This is a genomic window from Nonomuraea mangrovi (genome assembly GCF_042681425.1).
In the GTDB taxonomy this organism is placed as follows: Bacteria; Actinomycetota; Actinomycetes; order Streptosporangiales; family Streptosporangiaceae; genus Nonomuraea; species Nonomuraea mangrovi.
Map to the genome: position 1 here is coordinate 879,381 of NZ_JBHUFV010000033.1, position 21,934 is coordinate 901,314.

The window sequence follows — 21,934 nt, forward strand, 5'->3', positions numbered from 1 at the left end:
GTCAACAATCTAGCAACGCCGTGCCCGCCCGGTGAAGGGCCCCCGTCAGAAGTCGCGGGAACGAGAGTCCCGTCCGGGTCGCGGGAACGTGAGTCCCGTCCGGGGTCGCGGGAACACGGGGACCGTCCGGGGTCGCGGGAACGCGAAGGGCCCGGAGGACGCGGGTGCGCGTCCTCCGGGCCCTTCGCCGGTCAGCGGGTCAGCGGGTCAGCCGCAGTGGCTCCAGCCGCTCTTCCACGACAACGTGCCCCAGGAGCCGCCCCAGATCACGCACTTCTTGACCGCGGGCAGCCTCACCGGCCCCGCGTACGCGGTGAACGAGCCGGGGTTGGAGCCGCTGCCGCCGTCCTTGACCTGGAGGACGGCGTTCATCGACACCTTGGCGGGCACCACGTACTTCGACATCGTGACCACGCAGTTCCTGCCCGCGCTGGTGTTGTACAGCAGGTAGATCGTGGCCTTCGTGCTCAGCGCGTGCGAGTCGATCACCTTGTAGCCCGACCCGCAGACGCCGCCCGCCGTGTACGGGTTCGGCTTCGGCGTCGTGGTCGGCCTGGGCGTCGTGGTGGGCTTGCTCGTGGGCTTCACCGTCGGCTTGGGCGTCGGCTTGGGCGTCGGCTTGCCGTACGCGTCGCCGACCGTCGGCTCGGTCAGCCCCGTCGGCTCGGGATCGGGGTCGACCATGCCCGTGCTCTTGGTCGGCTTGGCCGTCGGCTTCTTCGCCGCAGGCCGCGACGGCGACGGCTGCTGCTGGGCTGGAGGCACCGTGGTGTGCGGCACGGAGACCGCCGGTTCGTCCACCTCCTTCTTCTTCGACCTGGTCACCTCGGGCGTCGGGGTGTCCTGCGTCAGCTCGGGCGAGATTTCGGGCTCGGCCGGCTGCTCGGCCGGGGGCAGCACCTCGGTGGAGCCGGCGGTCGGATCCTTCGCGGCCTGGCTGGCAGGGGAGTCGATCGCGACCAGCTCCGCCGGGACCCTGCCGCCCGCGTTCGCCCATACGACGGTGCCCGCCAGCAGGACGGCCCCCGCCGCCGCGACCGACACCGCGACCGTCACCGTACGGCGGCGCGTGCTCGAACCACCGGGCTGGGCCGTGTCACCGGAGGGCGGACGCTGACCGGGGACAGGAGCGCCGGGGGCGAACGGCTGTCCCTGCTGCGGAGGCATGGGCTGGCCGCCTGGCGCCACCGGATGGCCGGGCCGGCCACCGGCCTGCCCGAGCTGACCACCGGCCTGGCCGGCATGTCCGGGCTGACCTGGCTGTCCGGCGTGGCCCTGCTGTCCGAGCTGTCCGGCCTGGCCCTGCTGTCCGGGCTGGGGGAACGGCGGCGGCAGCTTGCTGCCGGTCTGGTGGACGGCCATCGCCGTCTCCCCGGTCGTCTGCCCCGTCAGGCGCGCGATCAGCTGCTCGGCCGTGGGCCGCAGCGCCGGATCCTTGGACAGACACGCGGCCACCAGCTCGCCGAGCACCCCGTCGAGCCCGCCGGTCTCCGGCTCCTCGTTCAGGATCCGGTTCATCACGACCGGAATGGAGTCGGAGCCGAAGGCGGGCTTGCCCGTCGCGGCGAACACCATCGTGACGCCCCACGCGAACACGTCGGCCGCCTCCGACACGGGAGCGCCGCTGAGCTGTTCGGGCGCCAGGTAGGCGGGCGTGCCCATGGCCATCCCCGTGGCCGTCGCGCCGGGGGAGTCCAGGGCGCGGGCGATGCCGAAGTCGATCACAACGGGGCCCTCGGGCCCCATGAGCACGTTCGCGGGCTTGAAGTCGCGATGCAGGATCCCCGCACGGTGGATGGCCGCCAGGGCGGTGGCCGTGCTGATGGCCAGCCGCTCCAGGGCCGCTCCCCTGCGCGGCCCCTCCCCGTCGACCAGCTGCCGCAGGGAGGGCCCCGGCACGTAGTCCGTCACGATGTACGGCCGGCTGCCCTCCAGATCGGCGTGCAGCACGGGCGCGGTGCAGAACCTCGCCACACGCTGCGCCACCGCCACCTCGCGCAGGAACCTCGTTCGCGCGTCGGCGTCGGCCACCAGCGCGTTGTGCAGGAGCTTGACGGCCACCTGCTCGCCTGCCGGGCCTTTGCCCAGGTAGACCACGCCCTGCCCGCCCTCGCCGAGCCGCGCGGTGATCTCGAACGCACCCAGCCGACGCGGGTCGTCCGCGGTCAACGGCTGGAACTGAGTCACGTCGAACCCCCGTATTCCATCTATAGGTGGGGCAAAACGCTATCAGTGTGGTTCGTGAGCCGTCTCACCGGTTTGACGATTGGTCCGGATCGCGATCGACCGGGCGCAGTCAGACGGCGACATGGACCCCGCGTCGACCTCCACGTCGTAGGCGACTCCATCGTGCACCAGCAGGGCCTGGGAGGCGGCCATGCCCGTCACCCTGTCGCCGCGCCCGCGCTCCCTCGCGGCCGCCACCTCGGGGTCGCACCGGACGCCCACCCACAGGACGTCCAGCCCCTCGAGCGCCGCGCGCCAACGGTTCTGCCGCGCCGTACCGTCGAGGAAGACCTCGTCGATGATCACCCTCGCGCCCGCGCGCGCCATCGCGGCCACGCCCGCCATCCACGCGCCGTCCAGTTCGCTGAAGGCGGGCCCGACACGCACCTCGCCGTCGGGGGTGACCGTGACGAACGAGGGCGGCATCCCCTCGATCAGGGTGTCCACGCCGAAGGTCAGCCAAGGGTCGGGCAGGATCTCCTGAAGCGCGCGGGCGAGCGAGGACTTGCCCGCGCTCGACCCGCCGTTCAGCACGATGACGTTCAAATCGCCTTGCCAGGGTTGAGGATGCCGAGCGGGTCGAAGACCCGCTTGATGCCCTGCTGGACCTCGGTCACGACCGGCCCCGCCTCCATGCCGAGCCAGCGGCGCTTCAGCAGCCCGACGCCGTGCTCGCCGGTCAGCGTGCCGCCGAGTTCCAGCGCGGCCCTGAACACCTCGTCCGCCGCCGCCCACACGGCGGCGGGCGGCTCAGGCGTGCCGTGCTCGAAGACGAAGACAGGATGCAGATTGCCGTCGCCCGCGTGGGCGACCGTGCAGATCATCACGTCGTGCCTCGCGGCCGCCGCCTCCACCGCCGAGATCATGTCGGGCAGTGCCGAGCGCGGCACGCACACGTCCTCGACCAGGCACGCGCCGAGACGCTCCTTGGCCTCGTAGGCCATCCGCCTGATGCCGATGAGGTCCTCGGTCTCCTCAGGAGTCGAGGACACCGCCACGAAGGAGGCGCCGTTCGCCTCGCACAGCTCCCGCATCATCTCCGCCATCGCCTGGCCGTCGGAGGCGTCCGACTGGCCGATCAGCATGGCGTTGGTGGCGTCCTCCAGGCCGATGTTGCGCCAGTCGTCGATCGCCTTCAGCGTGGCCCTGTCCAGCAGCTCCATCAGGGACGGCTGGCAGCCGGCCGCGATGATCGCCGACACGGCCGCGGCGGCGTCGCGCAGCGAGCCGAACTCCGCGGCGATCGTCGCGGGCGGAGCGATCGGGGCGCGGCGCAGCCGTACCGTCGCCGAGGTGATGATGCCGAGCGTGCCCTCCGAGCCGACGAACAGGCCGGTCAGGTCGTAGCCCGTCACGCCCTTGACCGTGCGGCGGCCGGTGTTGAGGATCCTGCCGTCGGCCAGAACGACCTCGAGGCCGAGCGCGGAGTCGCGGGTCACGCCGTACTTCACGCAGCGCAGCCCGCCCGCGTTTGTCGCCAGGTTGCCGCCGATGGTGGAGATCTCGTAGGAGGAGGGGTCGGGCGCGTACATCAGCCCGTGCTCCCGCGCCGCCCTGTCCAGGTCGGCGGTGATCACGCCGGGCTCGACGACGGCGATCTCGTCCGCGGGGTTCAGCTCGCGGATCGCGGCCATCCTGGCCAGTGACAGCACGACCGAGCCCTCGCTGGCGGTCGCCGCTCCCGCGAGGCCGGTGCCTGCGCCGCGCGGCACGACGGGAACCCGGTGCTCGGTGGCCCACCGCATGGTGGTCACCACGTCGTCGCGGCAGGTGGCGAGGACCACCCCGAGGGCCTTGCCCGGCTCGAGGAACGTGCGGTCGCGCGCGTACGAGTCGACCACGTCGGGGTCGGTCAGCACCCTTCCTTCGGGAAGGCTCTTCACAAGTGCCTCAATCACGTTGAGACTCTACGACCCGATTTGCGCCAGCCGCACGTCAGGGCCAGACTGCCCGGATGGATCTCTCCTGTCCGGAGTGCGGCAAGGCCGACAGGGTGGCGTCGGTACCGGGGGTCGTGGCCGACGGTACGAGTTTCCACCTCGGGCGCGCGAGCATGCCCAAGGACCGGGCCGTCGTCGACCTGCCCGCCGCCTCGCTCCTCGGTACCAGGAAGCACCCGATGACCAGGACCCAGCTGGCGGTGTGGCTGTCCTTCCCCGCCAGGCACGAGGTCCCCAGGGCGCGCCACCAGGGCTACGTCCTGCTCGGCTTCGCCGCTCTCGCGCACGTGGTGCTGGCGCTCACGCTGGCCATGAGCGACCGGACGAACGTCCTGATCGACCTGCTGGGGCCGTTCTGCGCGACCGGCGTGTTCTGGTGGTTCGGGCTGATGTTCGTCATGGGCGCGCACGGCGCGCGCAAGCGCGACCAGGCCGAGGCGCCGGCCCGCGAGCAGGCGCTCCAGGTGTGGCAGGAGCTCTACTACTGCTCGCGGGACAACGTCGCCTTCGAGCCTGGGGTGGGCGTCGCCTTCCACCCCAGCGAGACCCGTGAGTACATCTTCGGCTTCAGGTACGGCAGGCGCCGTCGCCCCTGACGCCGCCCGTCAGGCCTGCGACAGCAGCTTCTCCGTCGCGACCAGGCGGACGCACACGGCCAGACCCGTGATCGCCTCCTCCAGCTCCCCCAGGTCGGGGTAGGTGGGGGCGATGCGGATCGTGCGGTCGGCGGGGTCGTCGCCGTACGGGTGCGTGGCGCCCGCGGGCGTGAGCGCGATGCCCGCGGCCTTCGCCTTGGCGACGACCTCGCGCGCGCAGCCCTCGGGGACGTCGAGGCTGATGAAGTAGCCGCCCGTGGGCGCCGACCAGGAGGCCAGCCCCGTGCCGCCCAGCTCCTTGGTGAGGATCCTGTCGACGGTCTCGAACTTCGGCCAGACCAGCTCGGCGTGCCTGCGCATGTGCGCGGCCAGGCCCTCGGCGTCGCGCAGGAACTCCACGTGGCGCAGCTGGTTGACCTTGTCGGGGCCGATGCTCTGCTTGGAGAGGTTGCCGAGGTACCAGGCGACGTTGGCGGGCGAGGAGCCGAAGAAGGCCACGCCGCTGCCCGCGAGGCTAACCTTGGAGGTCGAGCCGTAGACGAAGGCGCGGTCGGCGTTGCCGTGCTCCTCGCACAGGGCCAGCAGGTCGGCCAGCTCGGTGTGGGTGTCGGTGAGGTGGTGCACCGCGTACGCGTTGTCCCAGAAGATGCGGAAGTCGGGCGCGGCGGTGGACATCGAGGCCAGGCGGCGGACGGTCTCGTCGCTGTAGGTGACGCCCGAGGGGTTGCTGTACTTCGGCACGCACCAGATGCCCTTGATCCGCGGGTCCTCGGCGACCAGCCGCTCGACGACGTCCATGTCGGGGCCGTCGCCGGTCAGCGGCACCTGGATCATCGTGATGCCGAAGCGCTCGCACAGGGCGAAGTGCCTGTCGTAGCCGGGCACCGGGCACAGGAAGACGATCTCGTCCTCCTCGACCCACCGGCGCGAGGCGCCGGGCAGGACGCTGAGCAGCGAGAAGACGATCGAGTCGTGCATCATCGCCAGGCTGGAGTTGCCGCCCGCGACCAGCTGCGCGGCGGGAACCTGCAGCTGCTCGGCGAACAGCTCGCGGACCTCGGCCAGCCCCTGCAGGTTGCCGTAGTTGCGGATGTCGGTGCCGTCGGCCGCCAGGTGCGTGGACGGCAGGCCGTTCATCCCGTCGGCCAGGTCGAGCTGGCGGGGGGAGGGCTTGCCCCTGGTCAGGTCGAGCTTCAGGCCGCGCCGTACGAGGGCGTCGTAGTCGGCTGCGGCCTGCTCGCGCTGAGCGGTCAGCTCGTCGAGGGTCACGGGATGTTCCTTCCTTAGGCTGAGATACGAAGAATAGTGGGTGTCGAAACGATAACGGCGTAGGAGCCCCGTCACCGCGTCAACCGCCAGAGAGAGGTGACCTCCGCGGACCTCGCCCGGTGCAACGGGTCGGCGGCGTCGGCGGCGCGCCGGTGGTGTGGCCTGGCCTCGAGCCGCCCCGCCACGCGCAGGCCCGCGTCGGCGAACGCGGCCAGCAGGTCCCTCCTGGTGCGCAGGCCCAGGAGCTCGGCCAGGTCGGACAGGATCAGCCAGCCCTCGCCGCCCGGGGCCAGGTGCGCGCCCAGGCCGCGGACGAAGCCGCCGAGCATCCGGCCTCCCGGGTCGTAGACGGCGTGGTCGAGCGCGGTGTGCGGCTCGGCGGGCAGCCACGGCGGGTTGCACACCACCAGCGGGACCCTGCCCTCGGGGAAGAGGGAGTGCCTCCTGACCTCCACCCTGCCGCTGAGGCCGAGGCGGGCGAGGTTGTCGCGGGCGCAGGCGACGGCCCGCTCGTCGACGTCGGTGGCCAGCACGCGCCCGACGCCGCGCCCTGCCAGGACGGCGGCCAGCACACCGGTGCCCGTGCCGACGTCGAACGCGGCCTCCAGGGAGGGGAGCGGCGCGCGGGCCACCAGGTCCACGTACTCGCCGCGGACCGGGGAGAAGACGCCGTAGTGCGGATGGATCCTGGCGCCCAGCGCGGGCACCTCCACGCCCTTCCTGCGCCACTCGTGGGCGCCGACGACACCGAGCAGTTCGGTGAGCGGGACGAGCGTGGGGCGGTCGGCGGAGCCGTACGCCTCGGCGCAGGCCGGCCGTACGTCGGGCGCCCTGCGCAGGGGGACGGTCAGGTCGGCCGCCAGCGGCACCAGCAGCCGGCCCAGCAGGCGCGCCCTGGCGGCGCGCGCCCGCCGGTACTCGTGGAAGCCGGACGGCGCCGCCGCCTTCCTGTCGATACGGCGGGCCATCGCGCGCAGCAGCTGCCTGGCGTTGTGGTAGTCGCCCCGCCACACCAGCCCCGTGCCCTCAAGGGCCAGGCGGTGGGCGGTGTCGGCCTTCGTCGTGTCGTCGGCCGCCGTCAGGGCGGCGGGCGGGGGCTCGGCGGAGCGCCATCCCGCCGAACGGGGACGGCCTTCCTCGGTCCAGTGGACGTCGAGCATCGCGTGCTCCTCTTGATCGATGGGGAATGTCGATGAAGAGCACTTCGACGCGGAGGGGACGGGCTAGCGGGTCACGGACCTCCGCGAGGAAGCGCGAGCCGCGGCGTCACCGAGAACGCTGCCCAGTACGGCGAACGACATGATCAACCTCCTTGGGGTCCGCCTCATGCTAGCCGTGCCCATGCCTGTGTCCGTGCCCGTGTCCCTGGGCGGGCTCGTGCCCAGGCCCGTGGTCGGGGTCCTGGACGTGTCCGTGCCCGTGGCCGACGAGGGCGGCGGGCCTGCCCGGCGGCACGAGTCCGAGCGCGACGGCCGCCGCCACGGCGGCTGCGCCCGCGCACCAGGCAAGCGCCGCGGGGAAGCCGCCCACCGCCAGGCTGGAGACCACCGCGACCCCGATCGAGCCGCCCAGCTCGTGGAAGGTGTTGATCACGCCGGAGGCCACGCCCGCCTCCCCCGGGGGGACGTTGGCCATGGTCGTCGCCGTCGCGGTGACGAAGGCGGGCCCGATGCCGAAGGCGGCGAGCACGAACCCCGGCAGGAGCGTGGTGGCGACGCCGGCCTCGGGCGAGACGCGGGTCATGAGGGCGGCGCCCGCGGCGGTGAGCAGGAAGGCGCCCACCGCGACGGGGCGGCCGCCCACCTTGCCGATCAGCCGCCCGCCCAGGTGCGCGCCGAGCGTGATCGCGACCGCCACCGGCAGGAACAGCAGGCCCGTCTCGAGCGCGCCGTACCCCAGCTCCCGCTGCAGGTAGAGCGAGCTGAGGAAGAACAGCCCCAGCATCAGTCCCGTGGCCATGAGCATGACGAACGTGCCCGACAGCACCGGCCGCCTGGCCATCGTGGCCGCGCGCATGAGCGGCGCCTCGGTCACCCGCTCGACCCACACGAACACCGCGTACAGCACGGCGGAGGCGGCCAGCCACAGAGCCGCCGTCCCCCATCCGGCCTCGCCCGCGCTGACCAGCCCGTAGATGAGCAGCGCCGTGGCGGCGGTGACCAGCAGCGCGCCCGGCAGGTCGAGCGGACGCCGGGCCGAAGGGGTGGAGGCGGGTACGAAGGACGGCAGCGCGGCCAGGACGATCAGGCCGACGGGCACGTTCACGAAGAACGCCCACGCCCATCCGGGGCCCGCGGTCAGCAGGCCGCCGAGCAGCACGCCGACGGCCGCGCCCGTGCCGCCGATCGCCGCCCACACCGCCAGCGCCCTGGTGCGGCGCTCGCCGTGGAAGACGCCGGTGATGGTGGCGAGCGCGGCAGGCGACAGCAGCGCGGCCCCGACCCCCTGCAGCCCGCGCCCCGCGATCAGCGCCCCTCCACCGGGGGCCAGCCCGCACAGCAGCGAGGCGAGGGTGAAGACGGCGAGCCCTGTCATGAGCATCCGGCGCGCGCCGAAGGCGTCGGCGAGCCTGCCGCCGAGCACCATCAGGCCGCCGAAACACAGCGTGTAGGTCGTGACCACCCAGGTCAGCGCCTCACGGTCCAGGCCGAGGTCGGTCCCGATGGACGGCAGCGCGACCTGCACGACGGTGATGTCGATGATCAACATGAACTGGGCCAGGCAGAGCAGGACCAGCAGCATGGCGAAAACACCCCTCTCATAACTCGTACAATAGTGTTCGAGTTATGAGGCAAGCATACGGAGGGTTGGTATGTCCAGCCCTGTCAGGCGGCGAGAACCGAGCGGAGCGTCCTGGTCAGCACGTCGGCGGCCTGAGCGCGCGGCAGGCGGCCCGCCTCGATCTCGCCCGCCGCGCTGTGCAACAGCCCGAAGAAGGTGCTGACCAGCCACGACAGCGGAAGATCGGTGCGGAAGGCACCCTCGTCCATGCCGCGCGCGATCAGCTGCTCGACCCTGGCCAGCGGCTTGCCGTGCCGTTCGCGGATCCGCTCGGCCGGCAGCGCCCTGTCGGCGGCGACGAACAGGCGGCTGTGCCGGTCGAGGATCTCCCACGAGGAGGAGATCAGCCTCTCCATGGCCTGCGCCGGGGGCACCCCTTCGAGGTCGAGGCCGGACAGCGCGAGCTCGGCGTGGTCGACGGCATCGCGCAGGACGGCGTCGACCAGCGACTCCCTGGAGGGGAAGTGGCCGTAGAGCGTGACCCTGCCGACGCCCGCCTCCTTGGCGATCTCCGCCACGCTGACGCCGGGGTCGGCGCCCAGCAGGCGTGCGGCCGTGGCCAGGATCGCGGCGATGTTGCGCTCGGCGTCGGCCCTGCGCGGCTGCGTCGACTTGCCCATGGTCAAACTGTATGTCCCGGCGTACGCTCCCCGAATGTCCACCGAACTCACGCTCGACGGCATCGTGGCCAGGGTCTGGCCCGGTGAGCACCCCCGCTACCTCGCCATCCTCGTCCACGGGTACGGCGAGCACATCGGCCGCTACGAGCACGTGGCCGCCGCCCTCCTGGCGCACGGAGCGGCCGTCTACGGCCCGGACCACAGGGGACACGGCAGATCCGCCGGCGAGCGCGTGCTCATCGAGAACTTCGAGGACGTCGTCACCGAGGTGCACGCCGTCGCCGAGCGCGCCATGGCCGACCACCCGACGGTGCCCGTGGTCGTGATCGGCCACTCCATGGGCGGCCTGATCGCCGCCCGCTACGCCCAGCGGTACGGCGAGGCCCTCGCCGCGCTCGTCCTGTCGGGCCCGGTCATCGGCACGTGGGAGGCGATCGACGTCCTCCTGTCGCTGGAGGAGATGCCCGACATCCCCATCGACCCCGCCACCCTCTCCAGGGACCTCTCGGTCGGCGCCGCCTACGCCGAGGACCCCCTCGTCTGGCACGGGCCGTTCAAGCGCCCGACGATCGCCGCGTTCGCCGCCGCCATGGAGACGATCGCCAAGGCGGGCGGCCTGGGCCCGCTGCCGACGCTGTGGATCCACGGCGAGGACGACCAGCTCGTTCCCCTCGCCGGCAGCAGGAGGGGCATCGAGGCCGTCAGGGGCGACGACCTCACCGAGGTGATCTATCCCGGCGCCCGCCACGAGGTGTTCAACGAGACCAACAAGGAGGAGGTGCTGGCCGAGGTCACCAGGTTCATCGACCGCGCGCTGGGTTGCTGGAACTCCCCATAGGCGAACGTGGCGCAGCGGGTGGTCTTCCGGCCGCTGCTCAGGGGGTCCGGAGGTCGGTGGGGCCGTTCCACGGGGTGGCGGGCAGGCCCGTGACGCCGGCGTCGGCGGCGAACAGCCCGCCTCCCGCGGTCGTGATGACGAGCGTCGAGCCGACGAAGGCGGCGCTCGAGGTCTTCGGCGAGGCGACCTTCACGGTGTCGAGCAGCCGCCCGCCGGGCGTGTGGCGGCGCACCTCCCCTGCGCCCCAGATCGCGATCCAGAGGTTCCCCTCCACGTCCACGGCCAGGCCGTCCGGCAGCCCGTCGCTCACCTGGAGGATCACCGTGCGCGGCCCGACCCGCCCGGTCTCCACGTCGTACGGCTGCGCCCACACCACCCCGGGGATGCTGTCCACGTGGTACAGCGTCCGCCCGTCGGGCGACCAGCCGAGCCCGTTGGAGATGGTCAGCCCTTCGGCCAGCACGCTCACCGTGCCGTCCAGCTCCAGCCGGTAGAGCTTCTCCTGGCCCTGCCTCTCGTCCTTGGCCAGGCTGCCGGCGAGGAAGCGCCCCGCCGGATCGCACCGGCCGTCGTTGAGCCTGCTCACCGTCCCCTCGGGCAGCACCCTCGGCCCCATCGTGGTCCGCTCGCCGATCGTCGCGAAGCCGTACTGCGCCGCGACCAGGAGGGAGCCGTCGGCGGCGGGCGCGACCGCGCCCACGGTGCCCGGCAGGGTGTGGGTCCTGACGACCCGCAGATCGCCGTCCCTGAGTAAGCCCTCCATGATCCGGCCGGTCGGGATGTCGACCCAGAGCAGCCGCTCGGCCACGGGGTCCCACAAGGGCCCTTCGGCCAGCTCGTAGGTCTCGGTGGACAGCGAGTCGGCGATCATCGCAGCTCCTTCACGATGGCGTGGATTTCGGGAAGCGCCTCCACCAGGGAGGACAGGGGCGTCCGGTAGGCCAGCGCGCTCACGCTGACCGCGCCGCTCGGCGTGGTGGCGGAGGTCAGGAAGACGGGGACGGCCACGCAGTTGACCCCTTCCTCGTTCTCCTGGTCGTCGACGGCGCAGCCCTGCTCGCGCACCGCCGCCAGCTCCGCGCACAGCTCCTCGGCGGCGACCTTGGTCCTCGGGGTGCGGCGCTCCAGCGGGCCCTGCCTCGCCCACGTGGCCACGGCCGCGTCGTCGGGCAGCGTCCAGGCCAGAAGCAGCTTGCCGACACCGGTGCTGTGGGCGGGGTTGCGGCCGCCGACCGTGGAGGTGAGGCGCACCGGCCCCGAGGGGGGATCGACCTTGGCCCGGTAGACCACCTCGCGCCCGTCGAGCACCGCGTAGTGCGCGGTCTCGCCGAACCGGCCCGCCAGCCGTTCCAGCGCGGGGCGGATCCTGACGTGGTCGGGCCTGGCCTCGTGGTGGGTGAAGGCCAGCCGGAGGAACTCGTCGCCCAGCAGGTAGCGGCCCCTGCCGTCCTGCACGGCGAACCCGGCGCGGCGCAGGGCGGCCAGGGCCCTGTGCACGGTGGGCTTGGGGCTGTCGACGGCCTTGGCCATCTCCTCCAGGCCGATGCCCTCGGGCCGTTCGGCCAGCACCCGCAGCACCACGAGCACCCTGTCGGAACCGACGAGCCGGTCTTCTCCTCGCGGCGTTTCGGGGTTAGGGTCGATCACGTTCCGAATGTTAGATCAGTGTTCCGGTTAATGGAAGAAGCGCATGCGTAGCTCGCACTGGTACGAGGGAACCCACCGAAACGCCTACATCCACCGCGCCTGGATGCGCCGCGGCCTGCCCCACGAGGCATTCGAGGGTGGCAGGCCGCACATCGCGATCGCCAACACCGCCTCCGACCTCACCCCGTGCAACGTCCATCTCGACGAGATCGCCACCAGCGTCAAGCAGGGCGTGTGGGAGGCGGGCGGCGTCCCGCTCAACCTGCCGGTCATGTCACTCGGCGAGACGAACCTCAGGCCGACCGCGATGCTCTGGCGCAACCTGGCCGCCATGGCCACCGAGGAGATGCTGCGCCAACCCCATCGACGGCGTGGTCCTGCTCGGCGGCTGCGACAAGACCATCCCCTCGCTGCTGATGGCCGCCGCCTCCGTCGGCCTGCCCGCCGTCGTCGTGCCGGGCGGGCCGATGCTGACCGGTCACTTCCGCGGCCGACCCCTCGGCTGCGGGACCGACGTGTGGCGGCTCAGCGAGGAGGTGCGGGCGGGCACGCTCTCCCAGGAGGCGTTCCTGCGGTCGGAATCGGCGATGATCCGCAGCAAGGGCCACTGCAACACGATGGGCACCGCCTCCACGATGGCGTGCGTGGCCGAGGCGCTCGGCATGACCGTTCCCGGTACGGCGGGCACGCCGGCGGCCGACAGCAGGCTCCTGGAACGGGCCCACGAGACGGGCCGCCTCGCGGTCGCCATGGTCGCCGAGGACAGGACGCCGGCCCAGGTGCTCACCCGCGCCGCCTTCCACAACGCGATCGTCGCCCTGGCCGCGATCGGCGGCTCGACCAACGCCGTCGTGCACCTGCTGGCCGTCGCCGGACGGCTCGGCGTCGACCTCACGCTGGACGACTTCGACAGGATCGGGGCAGGGGTGCCGCTCCTGGCCGACCTGCAGCCCGCAGGACGGCATCTGATGGACGACCTGTTCAGGGCGGGAGGACTGCTCGCGCTGCTCAAGGAGGTGAGCGACCTGCTGGACCCCTCGGCGCCGACGGTCACGGGACGGCCGCTCACCTCGTACCTGGACGAGGCGGAGATCTGGGATGAGACGGTCATCAGGCGTCGCTCGTCGCCGCTGCTGGAGGACGCGGGGATCGCCGTCCTGCGCGGCAACCTGGCGCCGCGCGGCGCGGTCATCAAGCCCGCCGCCGCCTCGCCCGAACTGCTCACGCACAGGGGCAGGGCGGTCGTCTTCGACAGCGTCGAGGACCTGCGCGAGCGGCTCGACTCACCCGACCTCGACGTCGACGAGACCAGCGTGCTGATCCTGCGCGGCTGCGGGCCACGCGGCTACCCCGGCATGCCCGAGGTCGGCAACCTGCCGCTGCCCGCGAAGCTGCTGGCCAAGGGAGTGCGGGACATGGTGCGCATCAGCGACGCCCGGATGAGCGGCACCGCCTACGGCACCGTCGTCCTGCACACCGCGCCCGAGGCGGCGGTCGGCGGGCCGCTGTCGCTCGTGCGCACGGGCGACCCGATCGTGCTCGACGTGCCCTCCAGGCGGCTCGACATCGACATCCCGCAGCGGGAACTGGCCGCCAGGGAGCCTGTGACCACGGGGTTCGCGGCCCCCGAGCGGGGATGGCAGCGGCTGTACATCGACCACGTCATGCAGGCCGATCAGGGCGCCGACCTCGACTTCCTGGTGGGATCGAGCGGCCACGAGGCCGGCAGGGAATCCCACTGAGGGGAGAAATCCGCGCGGACGGCTTCCGGTACGGCGGCCATTGGCGTGAAATGGAGTGATCGGGGCAACACTCCGCGTGGAGGGGAGCAGCCGTGACGACCGTTCGCGAGACCTCGATGCAGCAGGTCAGACGTCGCCGCACGGGAACCGTCATCGTCTCGTGGCTGTCGACGACCGACCACAAGGTCATCGGCTACCTGTACCTGATCACCTCGTTCGTCTTCTTCCTCATCGCGGGCGTGATGGCCATGATCATCCGAGCCGAGCTCGCCCAGCCCGGCATGGAGTTCGTGACCCAGCAGCAGTACAACGCCCTGTTCACCATGCACGGCACGATCATGCTGCTGCTCTTCGCCACCCCGCTGTTCGCCGGGTTCGCCAACGTCATCATGCCGCTCCAGATCGGCGCCCCCGACGTCGCCTTCCCCCGGCTGAACGCGGTGGCGTACTGGCTGTTCCTGTTCGGCGGCATCATCGTGCTCGCCGGATTCGTCACCCCCGGCGGCGCGGCCGACTTCGGCTGGTTCGCCTACACGCCGCTGTCGGCCGGGACGTACTCGCCGAGCGTCGGCGGCGACCTGTGGATCATGGGACTGGCGCTGTCGGGGCTCGGCACCATCCTCGGTTCGGTCAACTTCATCAGCACGATCATCGGCATGCGCGCCCCCGGCATGACGATGTTCAGGATGCCGCTGTTCACCTGGAACACGCTGCTGACCAGCATGCTCGTGCTGATGGCCTTCCCCGTGCTGGCCGCCGCGCTGCTGGTGCTGGAGTCCGACCGCAAGCTCGGCACCCACGTCTTCGACCCGGCGACGGGCGGGGCGCTGCTGTGGCAGCACCTGTTCTGGTTCTTCGGCCACCCCGAGGTCTACATCATCGCGCTGCCGTTCTTCGGCATCATCACCGAGGTCATCCCCGTCTTCAGCCGCAAGCCCATCTTCGGCTACATCGGCCTGGTCGGGGCCACGATCACCATCGCCGGGCTGTCGATGACGGTGTGGGCCCACCACATGTTCCCGACCGGCCAGGTGCTGCTGCCGTTCTTCTCGTTCATGACCTTCCTCATCGCCGTGCCCACCGGCGTCAAGTTCTTCAACTGGATCGGCACCATGTGGCGGGGGCACCTGAGCTTCGAGACGCCCATGCTGTTCGCCGTCGGCTTCCTCCTGACGTTCCTGCTCGGCGGGCTGACCGGGGTCATCCTGGCCTCCCCGGCGCTGGACTTCCACATCAGCGACACCTACTTCGTCGTCGCGCACTTCCACTACGTGGTGTTCGGCACGGTCGTGTTCGCGATGTTCTCGGGGTTCTACTTCTGGTGGCCGAAGATGACCGGGCGGATGCTCGACGACCGGCTCGGCAAGGTGCACTTCTGGTCGCTGTTCGTCGGCTTCCACACCACGTTCCTGATCCAGCACTGGCTCGGCATGGTGGGCTTCCCCCGGCGCTACGCCGACTACAGCCCCGCCGACGGCTTCACCACCCTGAACCTCATCTCGTCGGTGGGCGCGTTCCTGCTCGGGTTGTCCACGCTGCCGTTCCTCTACAACATCTGGAAGACGGCGCGCACGGCGCCCAAGGTGACGGTCGACGACCCGTGGGGCTACGGCGGTTCTCTCGAATGGGCGACCTCCTGCCCTCCGCCCCGCCACAATTTCGTCCGCATCCCGCAGATCCGCTCCGAGCGGCCGGCCTTCGACCTGCACTACCCGCGCCTCGCCGTGCAGGCCGGCCTGGTCGACGAGCCGGAGCCCGCACGGCTCGAGAAGGACCACATCCCGGCAGACCGGGCACACGCAGAGGAGGGCCACGAGGCGCCGAGGGAAGGCGGGCCCGGCGCCCAGACATGAGGTACCACGCCGCACCAGATCGGGGCTTTCCCAAACCCCGGCCCGGTGCTTACGTGGAAAGCGACGTTTCGCCAATCTAGGGAGATCGGCGATGACAGGTTCACGTACTCCCTTCAGCCCGGAGACCGCGCCCTGCGGCAGGACGTCCGGCGGTGAGCGGCTGGTCGACGACGACGGCTACGGGCTGCTGATCAGAGACCAGTACTTCGACTGCGGGTGCCGCAGGATCCGCCACGAGTACCACGACGGCAGCATCCACCTGAGCGCCGTGCGCCACGACGGCAAACGCGTCAGGGAACAGGACCAGCCCGACCACGGGAGCTGAGACATGATCGACGTGCTCATTGTCGGGGGCGGAGGGGCGGGCCTGCGGGCGGCGATCGCGGTCGCGGAGACCGACCCCTCGCTGACGGTGGCGGTCGTGTCGAAGGTCTATCCCATGCGCAGCCACACGGTCTCGGCCGAAGGCGGCGCCGCGGCGGTCATCGGGATCGGCGACACCCTCGACGAGCACGCCTACGACACGATCTCGGGCGGCGACTGGCTGTGCGACCAGGACGCGGTGGAGGCGTTCGTCGCCGAGGCGCCGCGCGAGCTGATCCGCCTGGAGCACTGGGGCTGCCCGTGGAGCAGGGAGAGCGACGGGCGGGTCGCCGTCAGGCCGTTCGGCGGCATGAAACGCATGCGTACCTGGTACGCCGCCGACAAGACCGGCTTCCACCTGCTCCACACCCTGTTCCAGACCACGCTGAAGTATCAGGAGATCATCCGGTACGACGAGTGGTACGTCACCCAGCTCATCGTCGACGACGGGCGTGTCCACGGCGTCGTCGCCATCGAGATCAGGACGGGCAGGGTCGAGGCCATCGCGGCGAGGACCGTCATCCTGGCCACCGGCGGCTGCGGGCGCGTCTTCCCCTTCACCACCAACGCGGCGATCAAGACGGGCGACGGCATGTCCCTGGCCTACCGGGCCGGCGCGCCGCTGAAGGACATGGAGTTCGTCCAGTACCACCCGACGGGACTGCCGTTCACCGGCATCCTCATCACGGAGGCGGCCCGCGCGGAGGGCGGCTGGCTGATCAACAAGGACGGCTACCGCTACCTGCAGGACTACGACCTCGGTCAGCCCACGGACACGCCCAAACTGCGCAGCATGGAGCTCGGCCCCCGCGACCGCCTGTCGCAGGCCTTCGTCGCCGAGCAGAACAAGGGCCGCACGGTCGAGACCCCCTACGGGCCCGTCGTCTACCTCGACCTGCGCCACCTCGGCGAGGCGAAGATCGACATGCGGATCCCGTTCGTCAGGGAGCTGTGCAGGAGCTACCAGAACCTCGACCCGGCCACCGATCTGATCCCGGTCAGGCCCGTCGTGCACTACATGATGGGCGGCGTCCACACCGACCTCGACGGCGCGACCCCGATCGCGGGTCTGTACGCCGCGGGAGAGACGGCGTGCGTGAGCATCAACGGGGCCAACAGGCTCGGCTCCAACTCGCTGCCCGAGATCCTCGTCTTCGGCGCGCGAGCGGGCGCGGCGGCCGCGGGGTTCGCCAGGTCGCACCAGGGCGGGCAGGCATCCGCCGTGCGCAGCCAGGGGGAGGACGAGCGGCGACGGCTGCGGCGCGTGCTCGACGACGGCCGCGGTACCGGGCCGAGGATCGCGGACCTGCGCGAGGAGATGCAGCAGACGCTGGAGGGGGCGGCGGGCATCTACCGGACAGGCGACCCGCTCGCCAAGGCCGTGGAGACGCTGGCGTCGCTGCGGGAGCGCGCGGTGGACGCGCGGGTGGACGACCACAGCGCGACGTTCAACACCGAGCTGATCTCGCTGATCGAGCTGCACGCGATGCTGGACGTCGCGGAGACCGTCGTGGCGTGCGCGCTGAACAGGACCGAGTCCAGGGGCGCGCACCAGCGGCTCGACTTCCCGGCCCGCGACGACGCGGGGTTCCTGGCCCACTCGCTGGTCCACCGCGCCCCGTCCGGTGTCCCCTCGGTGGGCCTGCTGCCCGTCACCCTCACCCGGTGGCCCCCCGGCGAGAGGGTGTACGGCCGTGACTGAGAAGCGGGCGGTGGAAGCGGCGATGCGGATGGGAGGCCGATGAGCACCAAGGAGAGCGAGCGGGCGGCGCGGAGGAAGGCGGCGGCCGACGGGCACGGCACGGAGACGATCAGGCTGGAGATCAGTCGCTACCGCCCCGAGCAGGACACCGAGCCGGTCTTCGAGTCCTTCGACGTGCCGATGAGTGAGGACTGGGCGATCCTCGACGGGCTCAACTACGTCAAGGACCAGCTGGACGGCACGCTGTCGTTCCGGTGGTCGTGCCGGATGGGCGTGTGCGGGTCCTGCGGCATGAACGTCAACGGCAAGCCCAGACTGACCTGCGGTACCTTCCTGTCCGAGTTCGGCAGGGGGCCGGTCAGGATCGAGCCGCTCAAGGGCTTCCCCGTCATCCGCGACCTCGTCGTGGAGATCGACGACTTCCTGGCCAAGCTCTCCCACGTGCGGCCGTGGCTGATCAGGGAGGGCGAAGAGCTGCCGCTGACGGCGGAGTACGCCCAGACGCCCGAGCAGCTCGAGGCCTACAAGCAGTACTCGATGTGCATCAACTGCCTGCTGTGCTACTCGGCCTGCCCCGTCTACGTGCTCAACCCCGACTTCCTCGGCCCGGCCGCGATCGCGCTCGCCCAGCGCTACAACCTCGACTCACGCGACCAGGGCGACCGGCTCGACCTGCTCAACAGCGACGAGGGGGTGTGGGGCTGCACGTTCGTGGGCGAGTGCACCAGTGTCTGCCCCAAGCACGTCGACCCCGCCGAGGCGATCCAGCGCTACAAGGTCACCGCGGCCATGCGGTCGGTCCTGCCGTGGAGCAGGAGATGACCGCCGGAGCCTATCGGCCGCCCCGCGACAGGGTGTGGTTCCTGCGCTCGCGGGCCTACGCGGTCTTCGTGGCCAGGGAGCTGACCAGCGTCTTCGTCGCCTGGACGATCGCCTACCTGCTGCTGCTCATCGCGGCCGTGACCGGCGGCACCCTCCAGGAGTTCGCCGTCCTGGCCGCACGCCCGTGGATGATCGCGCTCAACGTGCTGGCGCTGGCGGCCACCACCTTCCACGCGGTCACCTTCCTCAACCTGGCCCCGAAGGCGACCGTCGTCAGGCTGGACGGCTGGCGGGTGCCCGACTTCATGATCCAGGGCGGCAACCACACCGCGTGGCTGCTGGTCTCCGCCGTCCTGGCGTGGGTGGTGCTGCGATGAGACGCACGCCCGAGCCCTACCTGTGGCTGCTGTTCAGCGCAGGAGGTGTGGTCGCCGCGCTGCTGCTGCCCGTGCTGGTGCTGCTGTTCGGGGTGCTCATGCCCCTCGGCGTGCTCGACTGGCCCGCGCAGGCCGAGCTCGCCGCGCTGCTCGACCCCCTGGCTGTACGGCTGGCGCTGGTCGCGGTGGTCCTGCTGTGCCTGTTCCACGCCGCCCACCGGATCAGGTTCACCAGCGAGGAGGTCCTCGGCATCGCCAGGCTCGACCCGATCATCGCGGTCCTGTGCTACGGGGCCGCGATCGCCGGAGTGGTGGTCGCCGTCCTCCTGCTCTTCTGACATACCGCTTTCCGCGACATTCGGAACGATCTCCAGTTAGGCGCTTAACGTCCGCACTGCAGAACCTCTGTGGCCATTCGCCCGGTAGATCCCGGGAAGAGAGGGAATGTAGTGCACAGCACGAAGCGCCTCTTAGCGGTGCTGCCCGCGCTCGCTCTGCTCACCGGCGGCCCGCCGCCGGGCCAGGCCGTCGGCGCCGCCCGCTACGAGCCCGCCCCCGGCGACTCCTACATCAACTACGTCCAGCCCGCCGAGGGCTTCACACCCCCCGACCCGCCCGCTCCCGGCAGGAACGCCCGCGCGAGGATCCCCGCCCGCGAGCACGACAGGAAGTTCAGCAGCGGCAACCCGGTCACCGCCCGAGTCCTGGCCGCCAGGGAGAACCAGGCCGTCAGAACCGGCCGCAACCCCGCCGACCTGCTGTTCAAGAAGTCCCGCACGACGAAGACCGCCAGGCTGCTGACGATCCTGGTCGAGTTCAACGACCGGGCCGACGACGACTTCGCCGGGTTCGAACGGCTCGCGGGGCCGAGAAGCGCGCCCGACGACTGCGTCAAGGAGCCGCCGGGCACGAAGGCGAACGGTCCTCGCCACAACCGTATCCCCGACCCCGCGACCCTGCCCCGCAGGGACGACTTCAGTTTCTGGGTGCCCGACTTCAGCCCCGCCCACTACAACCGGCTCCTCTACTCCAAGCAGGGCGTCACCGCCCGCGGCGTGGACCTGTCGGGGCTGACGATGCGCAACATGTACGAGGAGATGTCCAAGGGCGCCTACTCCGTCACCGGCGCCGCCGCCGGATGGATCACGGTGCCGCACTCCGAGGCCTGGTACGGCGCGGCCGCCTGCGGCAAGCCGTACCAGGACATGTCCGGGCACCCGGGCAACCCGCGCGGTCACGCGCAGCTGCCCGTCGACGCCGTGAACGCGCTGGCCGCCGCCCAGCCCCGCTTCAGGTGGTCCGACTACGACATCGAGGACCTCGGCGACGCCGACCGCGACGGCGACTTCGACGAGCCCGACGGCGTGATCGACCATCTCGTGCTCGTGCACGCGGGCAAGGACAAGTCGGCGGACGGCGGCGCGCAGGGCGCCTACGCGTTATGGGCGCACTCCGGCGCCGTCGCGGGCGGCCACCCCGTTCCCGGCACGAACCTCAAGGTCTCCAACTACATCGTGCAGCCGGAGGACGCGGGCGTCGGCGTGTTCGCCCACGAGTACGGACACGACCTCGGCCTGCCCGACCTCTACGACACCAGCGGCGCGGCGAGCTCGGCCGTCGACTTCTGGGACCTCATGGCGGCCGGCTCGCACGCGGGCCCGCTCTACCAGGCCATGCCGTCGCACATGGGCCTGTGGGCCAAGTGGGTGCTCGGCTGGGCCGACCCCGAGATCCTCGGCCCCGGCGACGGCAGCCGCCTGCTCACCATCGGGCAGTCCTCGCGTACGCCGCGGCTGACCGCGGACGGGGTCAGGGTCGACCTGCCGAGTGAACCGCTGAAGATGCTCGACCCGCACGGCGGCGGGCGGATGTGGTGGTCGGGCATGGACCAGGAGTGGGCCGACGTCAAGCTCACCAGGCAACTCGAGGTTCCCGCGGGAGCCGAGCCCCGCTTGTGGATGTGGAACAACTTCGACATCGAGGCCGACTACGACTACGGCTTCGTCGAGGTCTCCACCGACGGCGGCGCGAGCTGGGCCCAGCAGAAGGTGTTCACCGCTTCGGGCGGCGAGGTCAGTACGCCCGACGACTACACGGACCCCAACAAGGCCCTGCACGGCTACGGCGGCAAGCGCTACGGCCTCACCGGCACGACCAACGGCTGGCGGCGCGACTACGTCGATCTCAGCCCGTTCGCCGGCGAAACGATCAGGCTGAGGCTCGCCTACAACACCGACGCGGGCACCACCGCGCGCGGCTGGTTCGCCGACGACCTCGCCCTCACCAGCGGCTCGGTCACCGTCTGGAGCGACGGCGTGGAACGGGGCGCGGACGGATGGGTCGCCACCGGCGGCACCTTCACCAACACCGCCGGCCAGGGCTGGACGGTCAGCACGGGCTCCCGCCGGATCTCGCGCTTCTACCTGGCCGAATGGCGCAACCTCGACGGCTTCGACCGGGGCCTGGCCCACGCCTACGACACCAGCTACCTGCGCGACGGCGCGTGGAAGGTCGAGCGGGTGAAGTACAACGCCCCCGGCCTGCTGATATGGCTGCGCGACTCCACCTACGCCAACAACGTGCTCGCCCCGACCCTGTTCGACGGGCCGAGCCTCGGCGTGAAGGGCGGGCTGCTGCTCGTCGACTCGCACTACGAGCCGCTGCGCCGTACGGGGAAGGCGGCCGCGGCCGACCCGAGGGTGCGCAAGAACCTCGACGGCCGCGTCCAGTCGTCCAACGCCGCCTTCTCCTCGGCCAGGACCTACCCGTTCAGGGAGTGCGTCGAAGGCGAGCCGTTCACCGAACACTGCGCCTCCTATCCCGCGCAGAAGGGTGTGCCCGCCTTCACCGACGCCAGGACCTGGTATCCGGGCCTCGACCTGGTCGAAGGCTCGCTCGACTACCGCGACTTCGACGCCTCCGCCGTCATCCCCGCCAAGGGCGCCTACTCGACCAGGGTCGTCGACGCCGACGGCGGCCCCGCCACCGAGCTGTACGGCACCGAGATCGCCGGCGGCCACGTCCTCGGCACCGGCGACCCGGGCGAGCGCGCGTTCGGCGTCCGATTCGCCCTTGTCACCGCGCTTCCCGGCAACCTGGGCGCGATCGTCCGGGTCACCCCGCCCAAGAAGTGATCACCCGGCCGCCGAGGTGAAGGC

Annotated in this window: 18 protein-coding genes and 1 pseudogene; 10 read left to right on the top strand and 9 right to left on the bottom strand. The window is 71.3% G+C overall.

The genetic code is table 11. The annotated features are described in order from the left end of the window. Window positions 1–207: 207 nt before the first annotated feature. The 3 genes from ACFSKW_RS22435 to ACFSKW_RS22445 are packed head-to-tail and all read right to left on the bottom strand — an operon-like array spanning window position 208 to window position 4,124. Complete coding sequence (locus ACFSKW_RS22435) at window positions 208–2,187, bottom strand: protein kinase domain-containing protein (protein ID WP_379574278.1); 1,980 nt, start codon at window positions 2,185–2,187, stop codon at window positions 208–210. Between the two features lie 42 nt (window positions 2,188–2,229). Continuing rightward, window positions 2,230–2,772 (bottom strand): chloramphenicol phosphotransferase CPT family protein, encoded by a 543-nt coding sequence (locus ACFSKW_RS22440; RefSeq protein ID WP_379574279.1) that lies wholly within the window; start codon window positions 2,770–2,772, stop codon window positions 2,230–2,232. Further along, a complete protein-coding gene (locus ACFSKW_RS22445) occupies window positions 2,769–4,124 on the bottom strand; it encodes an FAD-binding oxidoreductase (RefSeq protein WP_379574281.1) in 1,356 nt (451 codons plus the stop codon). Before ACFSKW_RS22445 ends, ACFSKW_RS22440 begins: the two co-directional genes overlap by 4 nt. 56 nt (window positions 4,125–4,180) lie before the next feature. On the opposite strand from ACFSKW_RS22445, the gene ACFSKW_RS22450 reads away from it, so the two are divergent. Then, a complete protein-coding gene (locus ACFSKW_RS22450) occupies window positions 4,181–4,762 on the top strand; it encodes a hypothetical protein (RefSeq protein ID WP_379574283.1) in 582 nt (193 codons plus the stop codon). Window positions 4,763–4,771: 9 nt separating this feature from the next. On the opposite strand, the gene ACFSKW_RS22455 is transcribed toward ACFSKW_RS22450, so the two are convergent. From ACFSKW_RS22455 to ACFSKW_RS22470, 4 genes are all read right to left on the bottom strand, one after another. Next, entirely contained in the window at window positions 4,772–6,031 is a 1,260-nt protein-coding gene (locus ACFSKW_RS22455; RefSeq protein ID WP_379574285.1) for an aspartate aminotransferase type Ic, read from the bottom strand. Window positions 6,032–6,102: 71 nt separating this feature from the next. Continuing rightward, window positions 6,103–7,191, bottom strand: coding sequence for a methyltransferase (locus ACFSKW_RS22460; RefSeq protein WP_379574286.1), 1,089 nt, complete (start codon window positions 7,189–7,191; stop codon window positions 6,103–6,105). 169 nt (window positions 7,192–7,360) lie between these two features. After that, a complete protein-coding gene (locus ACFSKW_RS22465) occupies window positions 7,361–8,773 on the bottom strand; it encodes an MFS transporter (RefSeq protein ID WP_379574287.1) in 1,413 nt (470 codons plus the stop codon). Window positions 8,774–8,856: 83 nt separating this feature from the next. After that, complete coding sequence (locus ACFSKW_RS22470) at window positions 8,857–9,432, bottom strand: TetR/AcrR family transcriptional regulator (RefSeq protein ID WP_379574288.1); 576 nt, start codon at window positions 9,430–9,432, stop codon at window positions 8,857–8,859. Window positions 9,433–9,466: 34 nt separating this feature from the next. On the opposite strand from ACFSKW_RS22470, the gene ACFSKW_RS22475 reads away from it, so the two are divergent. Further along, window positions 9,467–10,270, top strand: coding sequence for an alpha/beta hydrolase (locus ACFSKW_RS22475; RefSeq protein WP_379574289.1), 804 nt, complete (start codon window positions 9,467–9,469; stop codon window positions 10,268–10,270). A 37-nt stretch (window positions 10,271–10,307) separates the two neighbouring features. Here the strand turns inward: ACFSKW_RS22475 and ACFSKW_RS22480 are convergent, their stop codons facing one another. Further along, a complete protein-coding gene (locus tag ACFSKW_RS22480) occupies window positions 10,308–11,141 on the bottom strand; it encodes an SMP-30/gluconolactonase/LRE family protein (protein WP_379574290.1) in 834 nt (277 codons plus the stop codon). After that, on the bottom strand, window positions 11,138–11,917 hold the full coding sequence (locus ACFSKW_RS22485) for an IclR family transcriptional regulator (RefSeq protein WP_379574291.1): 780 nt from the start codon (window positions 11,915–11,917) through the stop codon (window positions 11,138–11,140). Before ACFSKW_RS22485 ends, ACFSKW_RS22480 begins: the two co-directional genes overlap by 4 nt. 103 nt (window positions 11,918–12,020) lie before the next feature. Here ACFSKW_RS22485 and ACFSKW_RS22490 point away from each other — a divergent pair. The 8 genes and pseudogenes from ACFSKW_RS22490 (at window position 12,021) to ACFSKW_RS22525 (ending at window position 21,910) form a co-directional block, all read left to right on the top strand. Beyond that, window positions 12,021–13,659: pseudogene (locus ACFSKW_RS22490) on the top strand (IlvD/Edd family dehydratase). A gap of 116 nt (window positions 13,660–13,775) precedes the next feature. Continuing rightward, complete coding sequence (ctaD, locus tag ACFSKW_RS22495) at window positions 13,776–15,512, top strand: aa3-type cytochrome oxidase subunit I (RefSeq protein WP_379574569.1); 1,737 nt, start codon at window positions 13,776–13,778, stop codon at window positions 15,510–15,512. 91 nt (window positions 15,513–15,603) lie between these two features. Next, on the top strand, window positions 15,604–15,837 hold the full coding sequence (locus ACFSKW_RS22500; RefSeq protein ID WP_379574292.1) for a hypothetical protein: 234 nt from the start codon (window positions 15,604–15,606) through the stop codon (window positions 15,835–15,837). Window positions 15,838–15,840: 3 nt separating this feature from the next. Further along, window positions 15,841–17,577: a fumarate reductase (quinol) flavoprotein subunit gene (gene frdA, locus ACFSKW_RS22505; RefSeq protein ID WP_379574293.1), complete on the top strand. Its 1,737-nt coding sequence runs from the start codon at window positions 15,841–15,843 to the stop codon at window positions 17,575–17,577. A gap of 39 nt (window positions 17,578–17,616) precedes the next feature. Beyond that, window positions 17,617–18,399, top strand: coding sequence for a succinate dehydrogenase iron-sulfur subunit (gene sdhB / locus ACFSKW_RS22510; RefSeq protein ID WP_379574294.1), 783 nt, complete (start codon window positions 17,617–17,619; stop codon window positions 18,397–18,399). Beyond that, complete coding sequence (locus ACFSKW_RS22515; RefSeq protein ID WP_379574295.1) at window positions 18,396–18,776, top strand: hypothetical protein; 381 nt, start codon at window positions 18,396–18,398, stop codon at window positions 18,774–18,776. Before sdhB ends, ACFSKW_RS22515 begins: the two co-directional genes overlap by 4 nt. Further along, window positions 18,773–19,114 carry a fumarate reductase subunit FrdD gene (gene frdD, locus ACFSKW_RS22520; RefSeq protein WP_379574296.1) on the top strand — a complete coding sequence of 114 codons (342 nt, stop codon included), beginning with the start codon at window positions 18,773–18,775 and terminating at the stop codon, window positions 19,112–19,114. The genes ACFSKW_RS22515 and frdD overlap by 4 nt, the downstream gene beginning before the upstream one ends. Before the next feature lie 111 nt (window positions 19,115–19,225). Then, window positions 19,226–21,910 (top strand): immune inhibitor A domain-containing protein, encoded by a 2,685-nt coding sequence (locus ACFSKW_RS22525; RefSeq protein WP_379574297.1) that lies wholly within the window; start codon window positions 19,226–19,228, stop codon window positions 21,908–21,910. The last annotated feature ends 24 nt before the right edge of the window (window positions 21,911–21,934 follow it).

Bases quoted from the DNA above. Each gene is read 5' to 3' on its own strand.
- ACFSKW_RS22450 (WP_379574283.1), top strand. From the start codon at position 4,181: ATGGATCTCTCCTGTCCGGAGTGCGGCAAGGCCGACAGGGTGGCGTCG.
- frdA (WP_379574293.1), top strand. From the start codon at position 15,841: ATGATCGACGTGCTCATTGTCGGGGGCGGAGGGGCGGGCCTGCGGGCG.
- ACFSKW_RS22470 (WP_379574288.1), bottom strand. From the start codon at position 9,432: ATGGGCAAGTCGACGCAGCCGCGCAGGGCCGACGCCGAGCGCAACATC.
- ACFSKW_RS22475 (WP_379574289.1), top strand. From the start codon at position 9,467: ATGTCCACCGAACTCACGCTCGACGGCATCGTGGCCAGGGTCTGGCCC.
- sdhB (WP_379574294.1), top strand. From the start codon at position 17,617: ATGAGCACCAAGGAGAGCGAGCGGGCGGCGCGGAGGAAGGCGGCGGCC.
- ACFSKW_RS22465 (WP_379574287.1), bottom strand. From the start codon at position 8,773: ATGCTGCTGGTCCTGCTCTGCCTGGCCCAGTTCATGTTGATCATCGAC.
- ACFSKW_RS22515 (WP_379574295.1), top strand. From the start codon at position 18,396: ATGACCGCCGGAGCCTATCGGCCGCCCCGCGACAGGGTGTGGTTCCTG.
- ACFSKW_RS22500 (WP_379574292.1), top strand. From the start codon at position 15,604: ATGACAGGTTCACGTACTCCCTTCAGCCCGGAGACCGCGCCCTGCGGC.
- frdD (WP_379574296.1), top strand. From the start codon at position 18,773: ATGAGACGCACGCCCGAGCCCTACCTGTGGCTGCTGTTCAGCGCAGGA.
- ACFSKW_RS22480 (WP_379574290.1), bottom strand. From the start codon at position 11,141: ATGATCGCCGACTCGCTGTCCACCGAGACCTACGAGCTGGCCGAAGGG.
- ACFSKW_RS22460 (WP_379574286.1), bottom strand. From the start codon at position 7,191: ATGCTCGACGTCCACTGGACCGAGGAAGGCCGTCCCCGTTCGGCGGGA.
- ctaD (WP_379574569.1), top strand. From the start codon at position 13,776: ATGCAGCAGGTCAGACGTCGCCGCACGGGAACCGTCATCGTCTCGTGG.